This window comes from Photobacterium sp. (genome assembly GCF_033720175.1).
Taxonomy (GTDB): domain Bacteria; phylum Pseudomonadota; class Gammaproteobacteria; order Enterobacterales; family Vibrionaceae; genus Photobacterium.
On sequence record NZ_JAWWDA010000013.1, the window covers coordinates 21737 to 38769 of the forward strand.

The following is a 17033-nucleotide window of genomic DNA, read 5'->3' on the forward strand; positions in this document are numbered from 1 at the left end:
ACTAGTTGGTCTCCACGTTAGTCGATGCGGCTATGGTTTGTTGAGATGCAGCTTGTTGAGCTGCGGGGTGTTTCGCACTCTGTTTATCAGGCACGGTCCGCACCGAAACCGGTAGCGTGATTAAGCTTGGTGCTGCCTGTTTTTCTGCAATCGCATATGCTTTATCTATGTTTGAACTTTCACCGCTGTCTACAACCTGCCAGCCATTCTCGTTATCGTTCCATGCCCAGTAGCGTGTACCGTCTAAGCTACGGGCAACGAAGGAGATACGACCTAAATAAAGCAAATCAGCTTCAATGGATTCGTTAGTATCGAGTGCGACTGTCCCTTGATAGACGCCCAGCTTCGTGCCGTAATCCATTTCAATCTGGTAGGCTTCAAGAATACGACGATACTTTTCGGCATCGCTGATATCAGCTTGTGCCATCATAACGTCCAGCTTGGTCACTCGCGCCAAACGCTGTTCACGCTTAATCGGCTTGCCGTCCGCAATAATGTGCTTTAATCCACCAATCATTTTGTACATCAGGGGAACCACGCCCTGACGTGTTTCTTTAATATCCAGGATCTGACTGTCGATACTTGTCGCTTCTTCGTTTTGGTTCACAACCAGGCGCGACAAATGATCACGGTAAACCGTTAGATTTTTCACTTCCTCCTGAAGCTGTTCGATATCCGCTTTCATCGACAAAGCGACATCAGCACTCTTATCGATCTTGTTCTGACTCAGCATTGATGCGGCATTGGTCTTAGTTTCAATCGCCCGAGCGGCGTCAAGATCATTAGCATATGCTCCGGCAGTAACGCTGAGCATCAAGATAGCCAAACTAGGTTTTATTAAATTCATATTTGTAATCAATACTTTTGAAAAAGTTAAAATAAAAATTCACCCGATAAGTTAGGTCAGTATTAAAAATAAAAAATCCCGATTAAATCGGGGCGATACTGCCTTGATTCTAATTGAAAACGAGTGCCACATAAATGACACCGTTCTGAACAATGATCAGATTGTACAACTATCTGGTTACAGTAACGTAAGAAACAAAGTAAAAGGGGAAAGTGCTTCCCCTTTATCTATGGCGTTAGTAGCGTAACTGCAGTGTTGCCATGTAGTTACGGCCTTCGCCTATCACCGTTTTAGTCTGGCTGCCACCTGCAAGATAGTCTTCATCAAACAGGTTTTCTATATTGAAACGCACAATCATATCCAGATTCTGATCATATTTGATAGTATGAGCCACACCCGTATCGATGCGGGTATAAGCGTCTTTCTTATACGTGTTTTTCTCATCACCAAAACGATCGCCCACGTAGATAGCACCAAGGTTCAAATCGGTATTATTCGCAAACGAGTACCGCGTCCAGACACTCGCAGATAACTCAGGGACATCAGCCGGACGGTTACCATTAATGGATGCATCGAACTCATCTTTGATTTCAGCATTGAGGTAAGTCATCGAACCGCTTAACGAAAGCGCTTCTGATACGTAACCGGTCGCATTGAATTCAGCACCGCGGTGGATCTGCTTTCCGGCCTGGGTGGTCTCGGTTTCAAAATCAGACTGACCCTCCAGATCCTGAGAAATCACTTTGTTTTCTTGGGTGATTTCAAATATGGCGCCAGAGACAAACAGCTGGTTATCGAGTAATTCCCATTTCGACCCTAGCTCATAAAGCGTGCCCTTGACAGGATCAAGTGCCTTCCCGTTATTGATGTCATTGTCATTATCGATAGGATCTTTTGGCTCGAAGCTTTCTGAATACGTCAGGTAAATCGAACCATTTTCTGCCGGGTGATAAATCACACCCGCTTTTGGCAGAATATTATCGTAAGTATCAATATCATTTTCTTCGCGGTCAAAGCGCAAGCCTGCCAGGAATTGCCACTGGTCATTGACCGTGATCATATCTTGAACATAGATACCGTAAGAATCACGCTTCGTTGGGTCTTTAACCTTACCATTCGAATAATGCAGATCGCCAGGCTTCTCCAGAGGCTTGCCGACTTCGGCCTCCAGGCCTTTAATGCTCTGACTTTGGGACTTATAGTAGTAACCTAACCAGTTCGCACCGACAAGCAATTGGTGGCTGACACCTAACCCGTCAAAGTCACCGACAAGATCAACGTATGCAGTATCAAACTGCCAGTTATCCCAACGGTCGTAACCCCGATACTCGAATGTCCCCGTGGTTGGATTATAGGTATCCGGTTTTGAAAAACTCTCGGTATCTCGGCGCTCAAAGTCCTGATGGTTATAGCCCCCTTTCAGGCGCCATACATCGGATAAGTTTGCCGCCACATCAAAGCCGATGTTTTCAACATCGTTCTCAATCGTTGACCATTGTGCATCCCAGATATGATCACGACCTAATACCGGTTTGCCGTCGACGATGTAAGCACCTGAATCAACATTACCGTTGTCATTCGTTTTGTCATAGTGAAATGAAACGGTCACTGTGTCGTTGATATCATAATCGACGAACAGGCCCCCAATAAAGCGCTCGGTCGACGGCGTGCTGCCATCGGTATAGGTTCGCCATGAGTCGTAGCTTTGCTTGGCGACAATCGCACGTGCACGCAGGGTCTGCTCATCGTTCAGAGAACCACTGATATCGGCAACCGTACGTGATTCGTTATTAGAGCCAATATCCTGGCTCACATTCACCTGAGTATCGTAAGTCGGTTTCTTTGATACCATATTAACCAGACCGCCAGGCGCCGACTTTCCGTAAAGCAAACCAGCAGGACCTTTCAGTACTTCGACGCGCTCAAGCAACTCTATCGGCTGACGGTAATGAGACCAATGCTGCTTACCGTCACGTAAAAAACTGCTACCGCTGTCTAATGAAAATCCACGGAGAGAAAACGACTCACGGTTACGGCTGACGCCACCAGCAGAAATACTGGCATCATTCTTAAGCACTTCACCTAGCGTACTTGCCCGCTGTTCATCAATGATCTGCTCGTCAATAACCGTAACTTGTCCCGGGGTTTCAAGCTGGGTTGCTTCGATACGCATAGCGCTGGTATTGGTATCAACCTTATAGCCATAGTCGCGGCCTGTTACGACCATATGCTCATCAACCTCTGTTGTCTGAGCCTGAACTACTGGTACCGCTAAAATCGCAGCAATCAATAAAGTCAGCTGACTTTTATGAAACATATTCCGTTATCTCCAAAAATTTAATGCGTCACATATCTCTTGTGTCTTTATCAAAGAGAAAGTGAATACCCCATTGGTGCCGTTGCCGGCTACCACTGCAAACTCGGATCTTAATATAAATGATAACTATTGTCATTTGCATTTAATTTACATTCTTTGCAATTGGTTAAGGTAACTCCCCCTCCACGTCAATCACCTTCTGTGACTTACATCTCACATCTGTTATTTGTTCAATAAGTCTGTATAATTCGCCGGCTATTAATTCGTGCTTTCATTTCTGTTGATTTGGCATATCTGACTAAGCAATTAGCCCACCTTAATACCTAGGAATACTTCTTTGATCTCAACCGCTAACATCACCATGCAATTCGGCGCCGAGCCTTTATTTGAAAACATTTCTGCTAAGTTTGGTAACGGTAACCGTTACGGCTTAATCGGAGCCAATGGATGTGGTAAATCAACGTTCATGAAGATTCTTAGTGGCGCACTGGCTCCAAGCTCTGGCAATGTCTCGATCTCTCCTGGATTAAAACTTGGCGTACTAAGCCAGGACCAATTTGCCTTTGAGCAATACAATGTTATCGACGTTGTAATAATGGGTGACCGTAAACTTTGGGAAATCAAACAAGAACGTGACCGTATTTATTCATTGCCAGAAATGAGCGAAGAAGACGGCATGAAAGTCGCAGAACTTGAGAGTGAATTCGCAGAAATGAACGGCTATACCGCAGAAAGCCGTGCTGGCGACATTTTGCTTCAAGCTGGTATCGAAGAAGAATTCCATTTCGGCTCGATGCAACACGTTGCGCCAGGCTGGAAACTGCGAGTGCTACTGGCGCAAGCACTTTTCGCCAACCCTGATATCTTGTTGTTAGATGAACCAACCAACAACTTGGATATTCATACGATTAACTGGCTTGCTGAAGAACTTAATCAACGTAAGTGTACGATGATCATCATCTCGCATGACCGTCACTTCTTGAACTCGGTATGTACCCACATGGCGGATATCGATTACGGTGAGCTTCGTATTTACCCGGGTAACTACGAATACTTCCTTGAAGCGTCAGGCCTGATCCGCGAACAGTTACTGGCAAGCAATGCTAAAAAATCAGCTGAGATTAGCGAGTTGCAAGATTTCGTCAATCGATTTGGGGCAAACGCCTCTAAAGCTAAGCAAGCAAGTTCTCGTGCTAAGAAGATGGATAAAATTAAGCTAGACGAAGTTAAATCGACTAGCCGTATTAGCCCGTCGATTAATTTTGGTGAAGGCAAGAAGCTGCACCGCCAAGCACTTGAACTGCAGGATTTAGGTCATGCATTTGAAGATGAACTCCTGTTCGAAAAAGGTAACTTACTTCTCGAAGCTGGTACTCGCTTAGCGGTAATTGGCGAAAATGGTGTAGGTAAAACCACACTGCTACGCTGCCTGGTAAAGGAATTAGAGCAAAATAAAGGCATTGTAAAATGGTCTGAGAATGCTTCTATTGGTTACTGTCCACAAGATAGTACGGCTGACTTCGACAACGACTTAAGCATCTTCGATTGGATCTCACAGTGGCGCACAACGAAGCATGATGACTTGATGGTTCGTGGTATTTTAGGTCGCTTGCTGTTTACTGCCGATGATGCAAATAAACAAGCAAAGAACTGTTCTGGTGGCGAAAAAAACCGCTTATTGTTTGGTAAGTTAATGATGCAAGACATCAATGTTCTCGTTATGGATGAACCAACGAACCACATGGATATGGAAGCGATTGAAGCGCTTAATAACGCACTCAAAAGTTATCAAGGTACGCTTATTTTTGTGAGCCATGACCGCGAGTTTGTATCGTCTCTTGCAACTTCTATTATTGATGTGAAAGACAAGAAGCTCGTTAACTTCCAAGGCACTTATGACGAGTACCTTTCGCATCAACAAAAAGCGTTAGATGCCGCATAAGCATTTCAGACTGAAAACAAGCTGCCGAGGATTTCTTATTGCTCGGCAGTTGCAAACCATTTAGAAAGCCTTAGTCGGCTGAACCTGAGATCAACTCACTTCGCCATTGAGCCCCACATAGTCAAAGATTCGCCTTCTTAAAGGTCGAGTGCCCAGATCCGCGTCGCGCACCGGGCTGATGAGCAATATTTGTCATTTTGAGGCTTTTTGGTGATTTTCGAAGATAACAGTATAATGCCGACGATTTTATTGATTATGCGGTATTTAAAGTGACGCAACTGACCTTAGAAGCAATTCACCAGCAACTGACAGCATTAAGATTTAACCCGGATAACATCCGAATTGTCACTGTCAATGCAATGGATGAAGACATATTAGAAACTTGTACAACGAAAGAAGACGAGAGCTTTTACAATAGCTATATGAATGTCATTTATGGCAAAGGTGAAAGATACGTGCTGGGTTATCGTTGTGAAGATCCTTTGGTTGACCAAGCCATTATCAAGAAAGGGGATCAGTATTTCGACCCGACGATGCAAGCCAATAGCGATTTCAAACCGTACCAGTATGCTGTGTTAACGGAATTTAAAGTGTTCGACATGATGAAACATGCCAAGTCGAACAAAGACTTCCCGCCAGATGTCGACTATCTTTTCACTAAAGCAAAGCATTTCAAAAATATCATTAATACTGTTAAGTAAGTTTGTATGCTGCTACCGATCAAGTAAGCATTGATATTACCGGGTGATACAAAAGGCACGCAAAGATTTCAGGGCTTGCGCGTGCCTTTTAGTGAACTACCCGGCAACAGGAAACGATAACGTAATCCGTAACCCGCCCTGCTCTCGGTTTTCAGCCTTCACTTTACCTTTCATAACCGTCATCGACTCTTTTACAATCGCTAAACCCAGCCCATAACCACCAGACTGTTTATCTCGTGCAGCTTCGAGCCGGGTAAAGGGATCAAATATCCGCTTGATGTGCTGCTTCGCAATCCCTTGGCCATTATCCTCAACAGTCACCGTTACAAACTGACCGTCCTCTTTAATAGACGGTTTAACCGATAATGTGATTTCTGCCGTTTCTCCGGCATATTTAATTGCATTGCCCAGCAGATTCTTTACCACCCGCAGCACCAGGCGGCTGTCAGCGAGTACCATTGCAGTTGCATTCTCCAACTCGCAAGCAATAGATTGTTCCGGTTTTAATGACTGCAGACTTTCCTCAACCTGGATCTGGCATAAAGTTTCCAGCTGCACCGGCACTAAACTTGCTGAATAGCAGGTGTTTTCCAACCGGCTGAGTTCCAGAATTTCCGTAACGAGATCATTCATTTCATCAGATTCACGCTCTAATTTGTCCAGCAGCGGCTGGGTTTCTGCAGGAATACGTTTTCGTAGCAAGTGCAGCGCAAGACTATGGCGTGCCAGTGGCGTTCTCAACTCATGGGACACATCACGGATCAACCTATTTTGCTTTTCAGCCAACACCTGAATACGGTCAGTCATATGGTCGAAATCACAGGCAAGCGCATTAAATTCAGTGACACTGTCACCCACCTCGTCGGCAACCCTGACATTGAAATCCCCGTCAGCAAGACGGCGACTGGCCTTCTGAAGCTGATGCAACGGGCGCTGTAAATAACGGGCCAGAAGCAGCGAAAATACACTTAGGATCAAGGCGGCAATGATCACCTGAATAATACCAAAGTAATATGGAAAGTTTCGTGCCGGATGTAATTGATGGGGAAACTGGATCACCAGCTGATTACCACCATTCAATGGCAAGGCAATAACAGGCTGATTGACCCTATTTTCCAATACCGTATCGATCTTACGAATATAATTCAGCTTAAATTCAAAGTGCGGGTGCATTTCGCGACCGCTGACAGGCTTGTTTTTCCCATCTAACACAAACAGGTAGTAATGCTGACCTCTCTCCCAATCCGCCAATTCATCCAGATCCCCTTCGGCGATCAATACGTCGGCCTGATAAGCCAGATCTAACATCTGTTCCTGCACTTTCTCAGGTACATGCAGCATCGATTTAATCAAGGCGACTTCAGCAGCATTCTGTACGCCAAGGATCAACAATAAGCTCACCGCAAAATACGAAAAAAGGCGAAAAGCTAGACCGCCTCGATCACCAAGGAAAAAAACTGATGCAAAATAATTATAACTAATCGATTTCATTTTTTTATTTAGCCAACCCTTCGATCAACACCGCCAATACAAGCCTAGAAAACGGGTAACAACGTGATTTTCCATATCAAAAAAAACCTCATTTCGTGGTATCGTTCATATCTTGGCATTCAAATGATTAACATCCAGATAAGTAACGTGTTTAAATGCGCTTTGTAGAATATACTGTCCATCCTTTTGTGAAATAGATTAAGCCGTTAGCCTTTTTCACCAGGGAGATAAGGGCTCAGGCATGACAAGGAATGTTTACCGGTGAAATATATCTTCATTTGCTTTTTCAGTTTTGTCCTTTTAGGCTGCTCCTCGGGTCTTGACATTACATTGCCAGATAAATACACCGAAGATAATGATCAGCCAAAAGGCTATTTAGTCGGTATGATTGGTGCCACAAGAGCCTTGCCCGCTTCAGGTGAAGCGTTAACCACTACACTCATGATCCGACAGATTGGTGATAACGAAACCATCTCGTTAACTAACGATAATTCTCACTCCGACTTCAAAACACCGTCACTTTTAGGGCAACTTTTCATTCTGCCGCTTCCTGCCGGCGAATATGAGCTCTATCGCATCGTCATTGAAGGCTCTAACGGGAACCAAACCTTCTATACCAGCAGTACAGGTAATCTCGCCCTCAAATTTAGGATTACAGAAGACACAGCCAATTATATTGGTGAGTTTATTGCCATCAGTCGGGTCGTAAAAAGCCAGTTATGGAACTTAGAGTACCCAAGTGGTCGTGGCTACTTCAAACACGGGTATGATGCCAAGCGTGACTCAGCGTTATTTTATCAACTAAAGCCAGACTTAAAGGCTATTAACTTTCAGACTAAAGAGCTGGCCGTTATTAGAAACCGATTAATTTATAGCGACCAAAATCAATAATGTCGAATATACCCAAATCACCTTGAGGTACTCACTGAACGCTGCGTCTTAGAGGCATTGGGGTATCCAGCCTAGCCTACCCCGGCAGTCTCGCTAAAACTGTATCCTTTTCCCCGAATGGTCTTTATATGCTGCTTTGATAAACCAGACTGCACCATTTTTCGGCGGATATTACTGATATGCATATCCAGATTTCGGTCAAACGGGTTAAGGTCTTTTTTCAGAACTTCCTTTTGCAATTCCGCTTTTGCAACCACTATACCGTGATGTTTAATCAAAAAGTCCAGGAGTTCAGCCTCTGTCCCAGTCAAAGGCAAGCGTGAAATTTGCTGTGACAGTTCGGTCTGGTAACAATTAAGACTTTGCCGTTGTCGTTCTAACCCGACTCTTCGCCATATAGCCCTAATACGCCCTAATAATTCAGGTACCCGAAAGGGTTTTGCGACATATTGATCAGCACCCGCTTCGAGACCATCGAGCAAAGATGTTTCATCCCCCAATGCTGTTAACATCAGAATAGGCGTGGCAAAGCGCTGACAAATACGACGAGCGACTTGAATGCCATTAAGATTCGGTAGCATGACATCAAGCAAAACCAGATCAACGGCATGATCTTGCATGTAGGTCAATGCACTCTCGCCACAGTACACACAGTGGACATCGTAGCCCTCTTCACTTAAGACCTCATGTAATAGTTCGCAAAGCTGGATATCATCGTCAACGACAAGAATGTGGGACACAATTTTCACACCTTAATAAAAACAATTCTCATTCTAATTTAAGAGTACTGTAAAGTTCAAGGATAAGAATAAATCTTGTTCCTATTTGATTGACTCTTAACCTGAATTAATCGGTACACCGCACAGCAAACAATAAATCCCCCGTTTACGTATAAAAAACAAATATGCATTAAATTGCATTCATCGTTATAATCGTCAATCTCATAAGGTTTTATAGGCATGTCCGATGGAGTTACATCGATACCTCTCACAATCAACCAATCCGTGGTTTAACCAGGCGGTTGAAGACGTGCTGTTTAATTCCCTATCGCCTGGTCAATGCGTTTTGTTTGTCTGGCGTAACCGCTCATCAGTGAACATCGGCAAAGATCAAAATCCCTGGTTAGTATGCAATACCCGAAATGTTCACCGGAAGAGCCTGAGCATCGTTCGTCGCCATACTTATGGAGGGGCTATTTATCAAGATCCCGGCCATACCAATTTTTCACTCATGGGAAATGCGAACGACATCAATACCGCTGTGGTAAAAGGGATTCTCACGACCTTAATAGGCAAGCTTAAGATCAAGGCCGAATGCAATGACAACAACGAAATTATGATAGGAAAGAAAAAAATATCTAATACTGCGACGAGCATTGTTAATGGTAACTTCATGCAGCATTGCACTATCAGAGTACAAACTGACTTATCAGCGGTAGAAGAGTTTATGCTGCAGCATGAGGAAAATGACAATCAAACCTCTTCAATTACCACTAAATATGGCAACCTCTGCGAATCAAATCCTCGTATTCAACATGAGACCATCGAGAGAGCCTTGGCCAGCGCTTGCAGTGAGCACTTTACCGTCATGCCACAAGAAAGAAGACTTAATATCAATCCTTTACCTGATTTACCGGGGTTGGGAACAAAACTTCACCTTATTTCAAGCTGGGATTGGAATTATGGTCAGTCTCCTCCATTTCATCGCCAGCTGAATGGTCGTTTTAGGTGGGGAACAATCCAATTGGAACTCACTATAATTAAAGGCACAATTGCCTATATTCACTGCGATTGTACTAACCCACTCCGCATTCTGTTCAATACCTTTTCTGAAAGAATGATGGGTTACCCCTACCAGGCTAAATCGGTCATGCCCGTAATTAGCACCATGATGGTCGACTTCGGGGAAAGCCAGCATGAGTTGTTTCAATTCGCCCGTTGGCTGGAAAATGAGTTTACGTAACTCCCTTTTACATCTTTGATGCTAAAGCTTTTTTCAATAGTTGAAGTAAATCAAAATCGCGATTGTTACATACAGATTTCAGCTATAATCTATTGACTTTACCGGAGTCAGCATGATTTCTAGCCTTGAAGCATTTCCCACAGAGTTATGCACAGCTTCTGTGGATAACGATAATTTTCACAGTTACCCACAGGCCATTACAAGATCCCATTTATTACATGCAACTTCTGATTTCCTTGCTATTTCTGCAAAAGAAAACATCACTTTTAAACCAAAGCTGCAAAAAAGCACTCTCCCCGGCATCGACAATAGTTATGCACAATTACATTTCACTTTTAAATTTTCCGTTAATGTATCGCTCACATCCGCTTCAAAAATTTTGCCTTTGTCCTCGCCTTACTGATGGTGCTTTCAATGCAGCCTCTATCAGAGCCTGCTTTTAGTTCCACTATCTGCTGAACCAGGCCGTTATCTGACTGATTTAACTCAGCGGCCAATACGGCAAGGTTACCGGTAAGGTTGGCAGATAAGACTGCCTGAGCGATTTGAGTGCGTTTGATGTTTTCATAGCGCCATGATGGCGCTATTTAGTTAGGGGGCGTGGTGGAAGTGTTTCCTAAAAAATCGGGTATAACCTCAATGAAAGTCTCCTTTTTGTCCATTTGCCTAGATTTCAGGTTCAGATCTCATTTCGTTAGATTCATGCAGCTTTGGTGTGCAGAAGTAAAGTAAACTTTCATTACATTGATGCATGATAAGATAGGCATAAGTGCGTTGAATGTACGATATAAGGCTGAATGTGCGTTTTCCTATGCTAATTCAGCAAATTAACGTAATTGGTATTTTGCGAACTAAAATTATCTCTAATTTTTTTGATGTTTGCCTGAGAGGATGGATTTGGAAGTGAAAGTCAAATTATTCAATGTGAGTTTGTTAGCCGTTATTGTTTTTTCAGCGAGCAGTCAAGCAGCTAATATAACAGCTGAGAAACTATACAATCAGTATAAAAATAAATCCGATAATAAAGCTTTCTCTATTGGTATCAATGGAGTTGCTGGAACTGCATGGGGAGCATCTACAAAAGAAGAAGCTATGAATCTAGCTCAAGATACTTGTAAAAGTTCTGGTGGGTTAAATTGTAATGTAACCGAAGTCAATGGTCGGCCACTTTCCAATAATGATTCTCAGGTGAAAAATTTTAGGACTGTAAATAACTATAATATTGTTTCAAATGGTGTTAATTACAAACCTGATTTGAGTATTAGCTCCACAGGCTTCTTTATAAATAAGAATTATTTACTAACAACTAGTAATGCTGTTGAAAGTTGCTCAAAGGTTAATTATAAAAGAAATGGTCGGTTGATTGAAGCAACAGTAATTAGAACAGATAAAATTAATAATATATCGATTCTGAAATCAGCGATTCCTAATGATACCTATGCAATTATAAGTTCTAAGAAGAGAACGTCCCAAGGCGAACGCACTTATACATATGGGTTTGAATTTTCCGATATGGGAAATTCTAAGATACCATCTTATCAAGGTAAAATTACCGACGGGATAGTTAGTAGAGCATCAGGCAGCTATAACGATATTCGAATTATGACAATCACTAATGAAATAAGCAGAGGAGATATTGGTGCTCCAGTTATGTCAGAAAATGGTGATGTGATTGGTATCGTTACAAGTGATAAGAAAAATTCAATGAAATCATCCATACTAAGTATCTTTTTGAATGAACAAAACGTTTCTTATCATATGACCGATAAGAAGACTGCTGACAATAAGATCTCACCTTCAGATATTGCAGATAAAAGTCAAAAATTCTCTGTGCCATTGGTGTGTTTAAAGGAAGCATAATTTAACGTTCTAATTTGACTTAGTAACCCCGTCTAGTAATACGGGGTGAAAGGTTTTTTGAGTGCGTCATACCCTACAGCGCGGTACGGCTCTCCAAAGGTGCAACCTTGCTCATACCTGGTAAATGTGTTCAAATGCAACCTCTTGATATTATTTATTTTATATGGGTTGAAGTTGTGTGTTTTTTGAATAGGTTTAATATTACCCGCATAATGATTGTAGGTATGCTATCTGTGCTAGCTATAGGTTGCAGTGGTGATGATGATGGCGATAGTTCAAGTGAAAAAGATTCAGTTTTGATTGAAAAAAATGCGTATTACACTTATGAGTTTACGGTTGCCGCTAATCAGCAGACGAATGTAAAAGTGGCTCCTGCCTCTCCTGTTGCTAATGGTTCTGCTGGTCCTATTGACGATATTGTTTCAGAAGCGTTTATTATTGATAAGTCTAATTATTTAAGTTGGGTTGATCAAACTCAGCTTAATCAATTTTCAGATGTGATTATTGAACACACCTACTCTTTTCTTCCTCTTCGAGAAAGATACGAAACAGACTGGATTAATTTACCTAAGGGGACTTATTATTTGTTAATTGAAAACACTAATTATGGTTTTATGATGCCCGTTGGGACTTCCAATGTCATGTTTTCAATTCATCATAAGTAGATTTAATATTGAATTGTCAGGGTGAGTATGAGTCAGAACTAATCATAGGAACCATCGCCCAAAGTTTTGATTCATTTCTGGCGGTGATCTCCCTACTTTATATAGTCAAATTAGTGTTCATTCTTAAGAGAATCCATAATGGAAAAGACTCTAATCTGTCCGGTTTGTGGTTCATGCGAATACATGCAATCGCGTACTCTTGGAGTTAGGGTTTGCCTTTGTGGTTTAGTCATATTTGAGGCGGTAAGCAGAGCCGAAGCCCCGCTATCATTTTCATCTATTGATAAGACAACTATACCGTAATATCCACTACAATCTCGGCTCACAGGCAATTCAGACCCCGTTTAAACCCTTCCAAAAACGTTTAACACTTTTTCACCCACACGGTTGCACCAGAAACTGATTCAATCGCTTAGCTTGAGATACAGGGGCTTTAGTCTGCGGTCAGAAAATCAGCCATGATCTGATAAATTGCCTCGGTATCTGCATCTGAACACCCAACCACGGCCTTGTGGGAACGACGGTGTTTTGTGGCGACATATCGGCTTTGCCGCCGTAATGATGGATTGCGCCATATTCTAACGGGGTGCCGAACGCGAACGACATCGGCTGTGCCTGATAGTTCAGCTCGCGGCCTAAGTGCTATTTAGTCAGGTCGATATCACCGCGTGGTCGGCTGTCAGCGGCCAATATTTATGGTGCAGATCAGATGGTCTTATTAACCCTCTCAAATTACTTTGTACTCGAACTATATTTATATTTTCAATGTTAGGATGATGTTATGACACATCTGTCACACCTCTCTATTACACGCGCTATTTATCAAAAATAAAAAGCGTTTTCGGATATCAACACCCAACACAAAGCCATTTAAATCAAAGCCTTAACAGAGTTATAATTCAACATTCTATTTTCCCATCAAATATTCTCCCCAGTAAAAATACATGATTAACCTTGATTACAAAGCCAAAATTACTTAGAGTACTAACTGTTTGTTTGTATTTCGACACCTTAAAAGGACTGACAACATGGATCCCATACTTGAAGTTAAGGGCATGTACAAAGTGTTTGGGAATGACACTGACCGCGCATTTTCAATGATCAATGAAGGTGCCGACAAAGATGAAGTTTTCGAAAAAACCGGCTTAACCATTGGGGTTAATGACGTTTCTCTAAGTATCAATGAGGGCGAAATCTTTGTCATTATGGGGCTTTCTGGCTCTGGTAAGTCTACCTTGGTTCGTCTACTCAACCGACTCATTGAACCAACTCGTGGTAACGTATTGCTTAAAGGCAAAGACATTGCCCACATTTCAGAAGACGAACTTCGTCAGGTACGCCGCAACAACATTTCTATGGTGTTTCAGAACTTCGCCCTCATGCCACACATGACGGTGATTGAAAACGCTGCCTTTGGCTTAGAGCTCGCGGGAATTGAACTGGATAAGCGCCGTGAATGCGCATTAAGTGCATTAGAGCGTGTAGGTTTAGGCGCTTACCCGGAATCTTATCCAGATGAATTATCCGGTGGTATGAAGCAGCGTGTTGGCCTAGCCAGAGCCTTGGCTTGTGACCCTGACATCTTGCTCATGGATGAAGCTTTTTCTGCTTTAGACCCGTTGATTCGAACTGAAATGCAAGATGAGCTGATCCGTCTGCAAAATGACGACAAGCGTACGATTGTGTTTATTTCTCACGATCTGGATGAAGCGATGCGAATTGGTGACCGCATTGCTATTATGCAAAACGGCGAGGTGGTTCAAGTTGGCACACCAGATGACATTCTCAATAATCCGGCCAATGATTATGTGGAAGCCTTCTTCCGCGGTGTGAATGTTGCCAGTGTCCTGACGGCGAAAGACATTGCACGTAAAAAACCGGCCGCGGTGTTTAAAAAATCCGAGCATGATGGCCCCGCCTCTGCCCTAAAAACCTTAATCGATAATGATAGAGATTATGGCATCGTCGTAGATAAGACGAGTCATTATTCTGGCATCGTCTCTGTTGATTCTTTGCGTCAAGCGCACAAAGAGAACCGCACGTTAGTGAGTGCTCAGATCGAGAAAGGACTAACCCTCAAACCCGACCAGCCTATTAACGATATCTTGGGTGTGGTGGCGAGCATGCCTTATTCGGTGCCTGTAGTAGACGATAACGGTCACTACTTTGGCGTTGTGACGAAATCACGACTTCTTCAGACGTTAGACAAGGGATAAATGATGTCATCAGAAACGAATAACGATCCGTGGTCACAGCCTGCGAGTGAACCCGCGGATGATCCTTGGAGTAACACGAGCGATAATACATCACATGCCAATGACTGGCTAAACAGCGAAACCGTGGAAGCGACCTCGTTTGATATATTAAACCCATTCGAAGAGGCCGTTCTTCCTGTCGATAACTGGATTGAATCAGGATTGAATTGGTTAGTCGAACATGGACGCCCAGTATTTCAAGCCATTCGTGTTCCCATCGATTTTATTCTTAGCTCCTTTGAAACCGCCTTAGTTTCAACGCCTGCGCCATTCATGCTTATTTTATTATTTTTATTAGCATGGCAATTTTCCAATCTAAAGCTTGGGGTTGCGACGGCAGTATCCTTTACCTTTATCGGTTTAATCGGCGCTTGGTCTCAGGCCATGGTGACGCTCTCGCTGGTAATGACATCAGTGTTCTTTTGCCTTCTGATTGGTCTGCCTTTAGGTATTTGGCTCGCTCGTAGTAATACCGCCGCCAAGTTTGTGCGTCCCATTCTTGATGCTATGCAAACCACCCCGGCATTTGTGTACTTAGTGCCTATCGTAATGCTATTCGGTATCGGTAATGTACCAGGTGTGGTGGTGACGATTATTTTTGCCCTGCCGCCAGTGGTTCGCCTAACGATTCTTGGTATTCAACAAGTACCGGAAGAGTTGATAGAAGCGGGACATTCGTTTGGTGCGAGTAAGAAACAGATGCTTTATCGAATTCAGCTTCCATTGGCACTGCCTACCATCATGGCGGGTGTCAATCAAACTCTGATGCTATCACTTTCTATGGTGGTGATTGCCTCCATGATTGCGGTTGGCGGTCTAGGTCAGATGGTACTGCGCGGTATTGGTCGTTTGGATATGGGACTCGCTGCAGTCGGTGGACTAGGAATCGTGACTCTGGCCATCTTACTCGACCGGATAACCCAAGTTTTAGGAGTGAATGCCGGTAATACTAAGCTGCGTTGGTATCACTCGGGCCCTGTTGCTATTTTGCTACAAGTGTTTACTCAGAAAAGTAAAGAAAAATTAAATTTGAGGAGAAGTGGAAATGAATAATTCATGGAAGAAAACGCTAACTGCAAGCATGCTTTCAGCTTTGGCTATATCAACCAATGTTTGGGCTGAAAAACTTCCTGGTGATGGTGTGACCGTGCAGCCTATTCAATCAACCGTTGCTGAAGAGACATTTCAAACACTAATTGTAAACCGTGCGCTTGAAGCGCTAGGCTATGAGGTTAAGGAAACCAAAGAAGTCGATTACAACGTTGGCTATACGTCGATTGCGAAAGGCGACGCTACTTTTCTGGCGGTAGGCTGGTTTCCGCTTCACGCGGACAAATATAACCAAGCAGGCGGCGATGATAAATTTTATCGCAAAGGTCAGTATGTTAGTGGCGCAGCACAAGGTTACCTTATTGATAAAAAAACGGCGGACCAATACGGCATTACCAATATTGGCCAACTAAACGATCCGAAGATAGCGAGGTTGTTTGATGCCGATGGCGATGGAAAAGCGGATTTAACTGGCTGTAATCCCGGATGGGGTTGTGAGTTGGTGGTTGAAGAGCAACTGTCTGCTTATAAACTGCGTGATACGGTAAGCCATAATCAGGGTAACTACGCTGCTATTATCGCCGATACGATTTCACGTTATAAGAACGGCGAATCGATTCTTTATTTTACCTGGACACCGTATTGGGTAAGTGGCGTACTGGTGCCAAATGAAGATGTTGTGTGGCTTGAAGTTCCTTTCTCTGCTTTACCTGGCGAGCGAAAGGGTGTAGATACAACGCTGTCTAACGGTAAAAACTATGGCTTTGAAATGAACGCGATGAATATTATCGCCAATAAAGAATTTACCGAGCAAAACCCTGCTGCAGCGAAATTGTTCGAAATTATGAAACTGAACATCAATGATGTCAGTGCGCAAAATATGATGATGAGTAACGGCAAGAACAGCACGGCGGACATTGAATCGCATGTAAATGGCTGGATTAAAGCCAACCAAGGCCTGTTTGATTCTTGGGTCGCAGAAGCGAAAAAAGTGACGATGTAATCACAACGCATGCCATGCCGCTAATCCGTAATTCTGTTTAACGACGAAT

At 43.2% G+C, this 17033-nt stretch carries 15 protein-coding genes; 10 read left to right on the forward strand and 5 right to left on the reverse strand.

Annotation, left to right across the window (positions count from 1 at the left end; genetic code table 11):
* Position 1: 1 nt before the first annotated feature.
* Positions 2 to 847, reverse strand: a complete 846-nt coding sequence (locus R3289_RS14495) for a DUF3450 domain-containing protein (RefSeq protein ID WP_318926401.1) — start codon at positions 845 to 847, stop codon at positions 2 to 4.
* A gap of 235 nt (positions 848 to 1082) precedes the next feature.
* Positions 1083 to 3164, reverse strand: a complete 2082-nt coding sequence (locus R3289_RS14500) for a TonB-dependent siderophore receptor (protein ID WP_318926402.1) — start codon at positions 3162 to 3164, stop codon at positions 1083 to 1085.
* A gap of 337 nt (positions 3165 to 3501) precedes the next feature.
* On the opposite strand from R3289_RS14500, the gene R3289_RS14505 reads away from it, so the two are divergent.
* Entirely contained in the window at positions 3502 to 5106 is a 1605-nt protein-coding gene (locus R3289_RS14505; protein WP_318926403.1) for an ABC-F family ATPase, read from the forward strand.
* Positions 5107 to 5375: 269 nt separating this feature from the next.
* A complete protein-coding gene (locus R3289_RS14510; RefSeq protein WP_318926404.1) occupies positions 5376 to 5807 on the forward strand; it encodes a hypothetical protein in 432 nt (143 codons plus the stop codon).
* Between the two features lie 96 nt (positions 5808 to 5903).
* Here R3289_RS14510 and R3289_RS14515 read toward each other — a convergent pair whose 3' ends face one another.
* Positions 5904 to 7298: a histidine kinase sensor domain-containing protein gene (locus R3289_RS14515; protein WP_318926405.1), complete on the reverse strand. Its 1395-nt coding sequence runs from the start codon at positions 7296 to 7298 to the stop codon at positions 5904 to 5906.
* Positions 7299 to 7559: 261 nt separating this feature from the next.
* On the opposite strand from R3289_RS14515, the gene R3289_RS14520 reads away from it, so the two are divergent.
* Entirely contained in the window at positions 7560 to 8189 is a 630-nt protein-coding gene (locus tag R3289_RS14520; protein WP_318926406.1) for a hypothetical protein, read from the forward strand.
* A 71-nt stretch (positions 8190 to 8260) separates the two neighbouring features.
* Here the strand turns inward: R3289_RS14520 and R3289_RS14525 are convergent, their stop codons facing one another.
* A complete protein-coding gene (locus tag R3289_RS14525) occupies positions 8261 to 8929 on the reverse strand; it encodes a response regulator transcription factor (protein ID WP_318926407.1) in 669 nt (222 codons plus the stop codon).
* A 226-nt stretch (positions 8930 to 9155) separates the two neighbouring features.
* Between R3289_RS14525 and R3289_RS14530 the strand changes: the two genes are divergently transcribed.
* From R3289_RS14530 to R3289_RS14545, 4 genes are all read left to right on the forward strand, one after another.
* Positions 9156 to 10151, forward strand: coding sequence for a lipoyl protein ligase domain-containing protein (locus R3289_RS14530; protein WP_318926408.1), 996 nt, complete (start codon positions 9156 to 9158; stop codon positions 10149 to 10151).
* Positions 10152 to 10263: 112 nt separating this feature from the next.
* Positions 10264 to 10554 (forward strand): hypothetical protein, encoded by a 291-nt coding sequence (locus R3289_RS14535; RefSeq protein ID WP_318926409.1) that lies wholly within the window; start codon positions 10264 to 10266, stop codon positions 10552 to 10554.
* 500 nt (positions 10555 to 11054) lie between these two features.
* A complete protein-coding gene (locus R3289_RS14540; protein WP_318926410.1) occupies positions 11055 to 12011 on the forward strand; it encodes a trypsin-like peptidase domain-containing protein in 957 nt (318 codons plus the stop codon).
* Between the two features lie 134 nt (positions 12012 to 12145).
* Positions 12146 to 12676: a hypothetical protein gene (locus R3289_RS14545; protein ID WP_318926411.1), complete on the forward strand. Its 531-nt coding sequence runs from the start codon at positions 12146 to 12148 to the stop codon at positions 12674 to 12676.
* 444 nt (positions 12677 to 13120) lie between these two features.
* On the opposite strand, the gene R3289_RS20565 is transcribed toward R3289_RS14545, so the two are convergent.
* Positions 13121 to 13282 carry a phage virion morphogenesis protein gene (locus tag R3289_RS20565; protein ID WP_413466708.1) on the reverse strand — a complete coding sequence of 54 codons (162 nt, stop codon included), beginning with the start codon at positions 13280 to 13282 and terminating at the stop codon, positions 13121 to 13123.
* A gap of 422 nt (positions 13283 to 13704) precedes the next feature.
* Here R3289_RS20565 and proV point away from each other — a divergent pair, with 422 nt between their 5' ends.
* The 3 genes from proV to proX are packed head-to-tail and all read left to right on the forward strand — an operon-like array spanning position 13705 to position 16984.
* Entirely contained in the window at positions 13705 to 14892 is a 1188-nt protein-coding gene (gene proV / locus R3289_RS14550) for a glycine betaine/L-proline ABC transporter ATP-binding protein ProV (RefSeq protein ID WP_318926412.1), read from the forward strand.
* On the forward strand, positions 14893 to 15984 hold the full coding sequence (proW, locus tag R3289_RS14555; protein ID WP_318926413.1) for a glycine betaine/L-proline ABC transporter permease ProW: 1092 nt from the start codon (positions 14893 to 14895) through the stop codon (positions 15982 to 15984).
* Entirely contained in the window at positions 15977 to 16984 is a 1008-nt protein-coding gene (gene proX, locus R3289_RS14560) for a glycine betaine/L-proline ABC transporter substrate-binding protein ProX (RefSeq protein WP_318926414.1), read from the forward strand. The genes proW and proX overlap by 8 nt, the downstream gene beginning before the upstream one ends.
* The last annotated feature ends 49 nt before the right edge of the window (positions 16985 to 17033 follow it).

Bases quoted from the DNA above. Each gene is read 5' to 3' on its own strand.
- R3289_RS14545 (WP_318926411.1), top strand. From the start codon at position 12,146: ATGCAACCTCTTGATATTATTTATTTTATATGGGTTGAAGTTGTGTGT.
- proW (WP_318926413.1), top strand. From the start codon at position 14,893: ATGATGTCATCAGAAACGAATAACGATCCGTGGTCACAGCCTGCGAGT.
- R3289_RS14500 (WP_318926402.1), bottom strand. From the start codon at position 3,164: ATGTTTCATAAAAGTCAGCTGACTTTATTGATTGCTGCGATTTTAGCG.
- R3289_RS14530 (WP_318926408.1), top strand. From the start codon at position 9,156: ATGGAGTTACATCGATACCTCTCACAATCAACCAATCCGTGGTTTAAC.
- proX (WP_318926414.1), top strand. From the start codon at position 15,977: ATGAATAATTCATGGAAGAAAACGCTAACTGCAAGCATGCTTTCAGCT.
- R3289_RS14495 (WP_318926401.1), bottom strand. From the start codon at position 847: ATGAATTTAATAAAACCTAGTTTGGCTATCTTGATGCTCAGCGTTACT.
- R3289_RS14515 (WP_318926405.1), bottom strand. From the start codon at position 7,298: ATGAAATCGATTAGTTATAATTATTTTGCATCAGTTTTTTTCCTTGGT.
- proV (WP_318926412.1), top strand. From the start codon at position 13,705: ATGGATCCCATACTTGAAGTTAAGGGCATGTACAAAGTGTTTGGGAAT.
- R3289_RS20565 (WP_413466708.1), bottom strand. From the start codon at position 13,282: ATGTCGTTCGCGTTCGGCACCCCGTTAGAATATGGCGCAATCCATCAT.
- R3289_RS14535 (WP_318926409.1), top strand. From the start codon at position 10,264: ATGATTTCTAGCCTTGAAGCATTTCCCACAGAGTTATGCACAGCTTCT.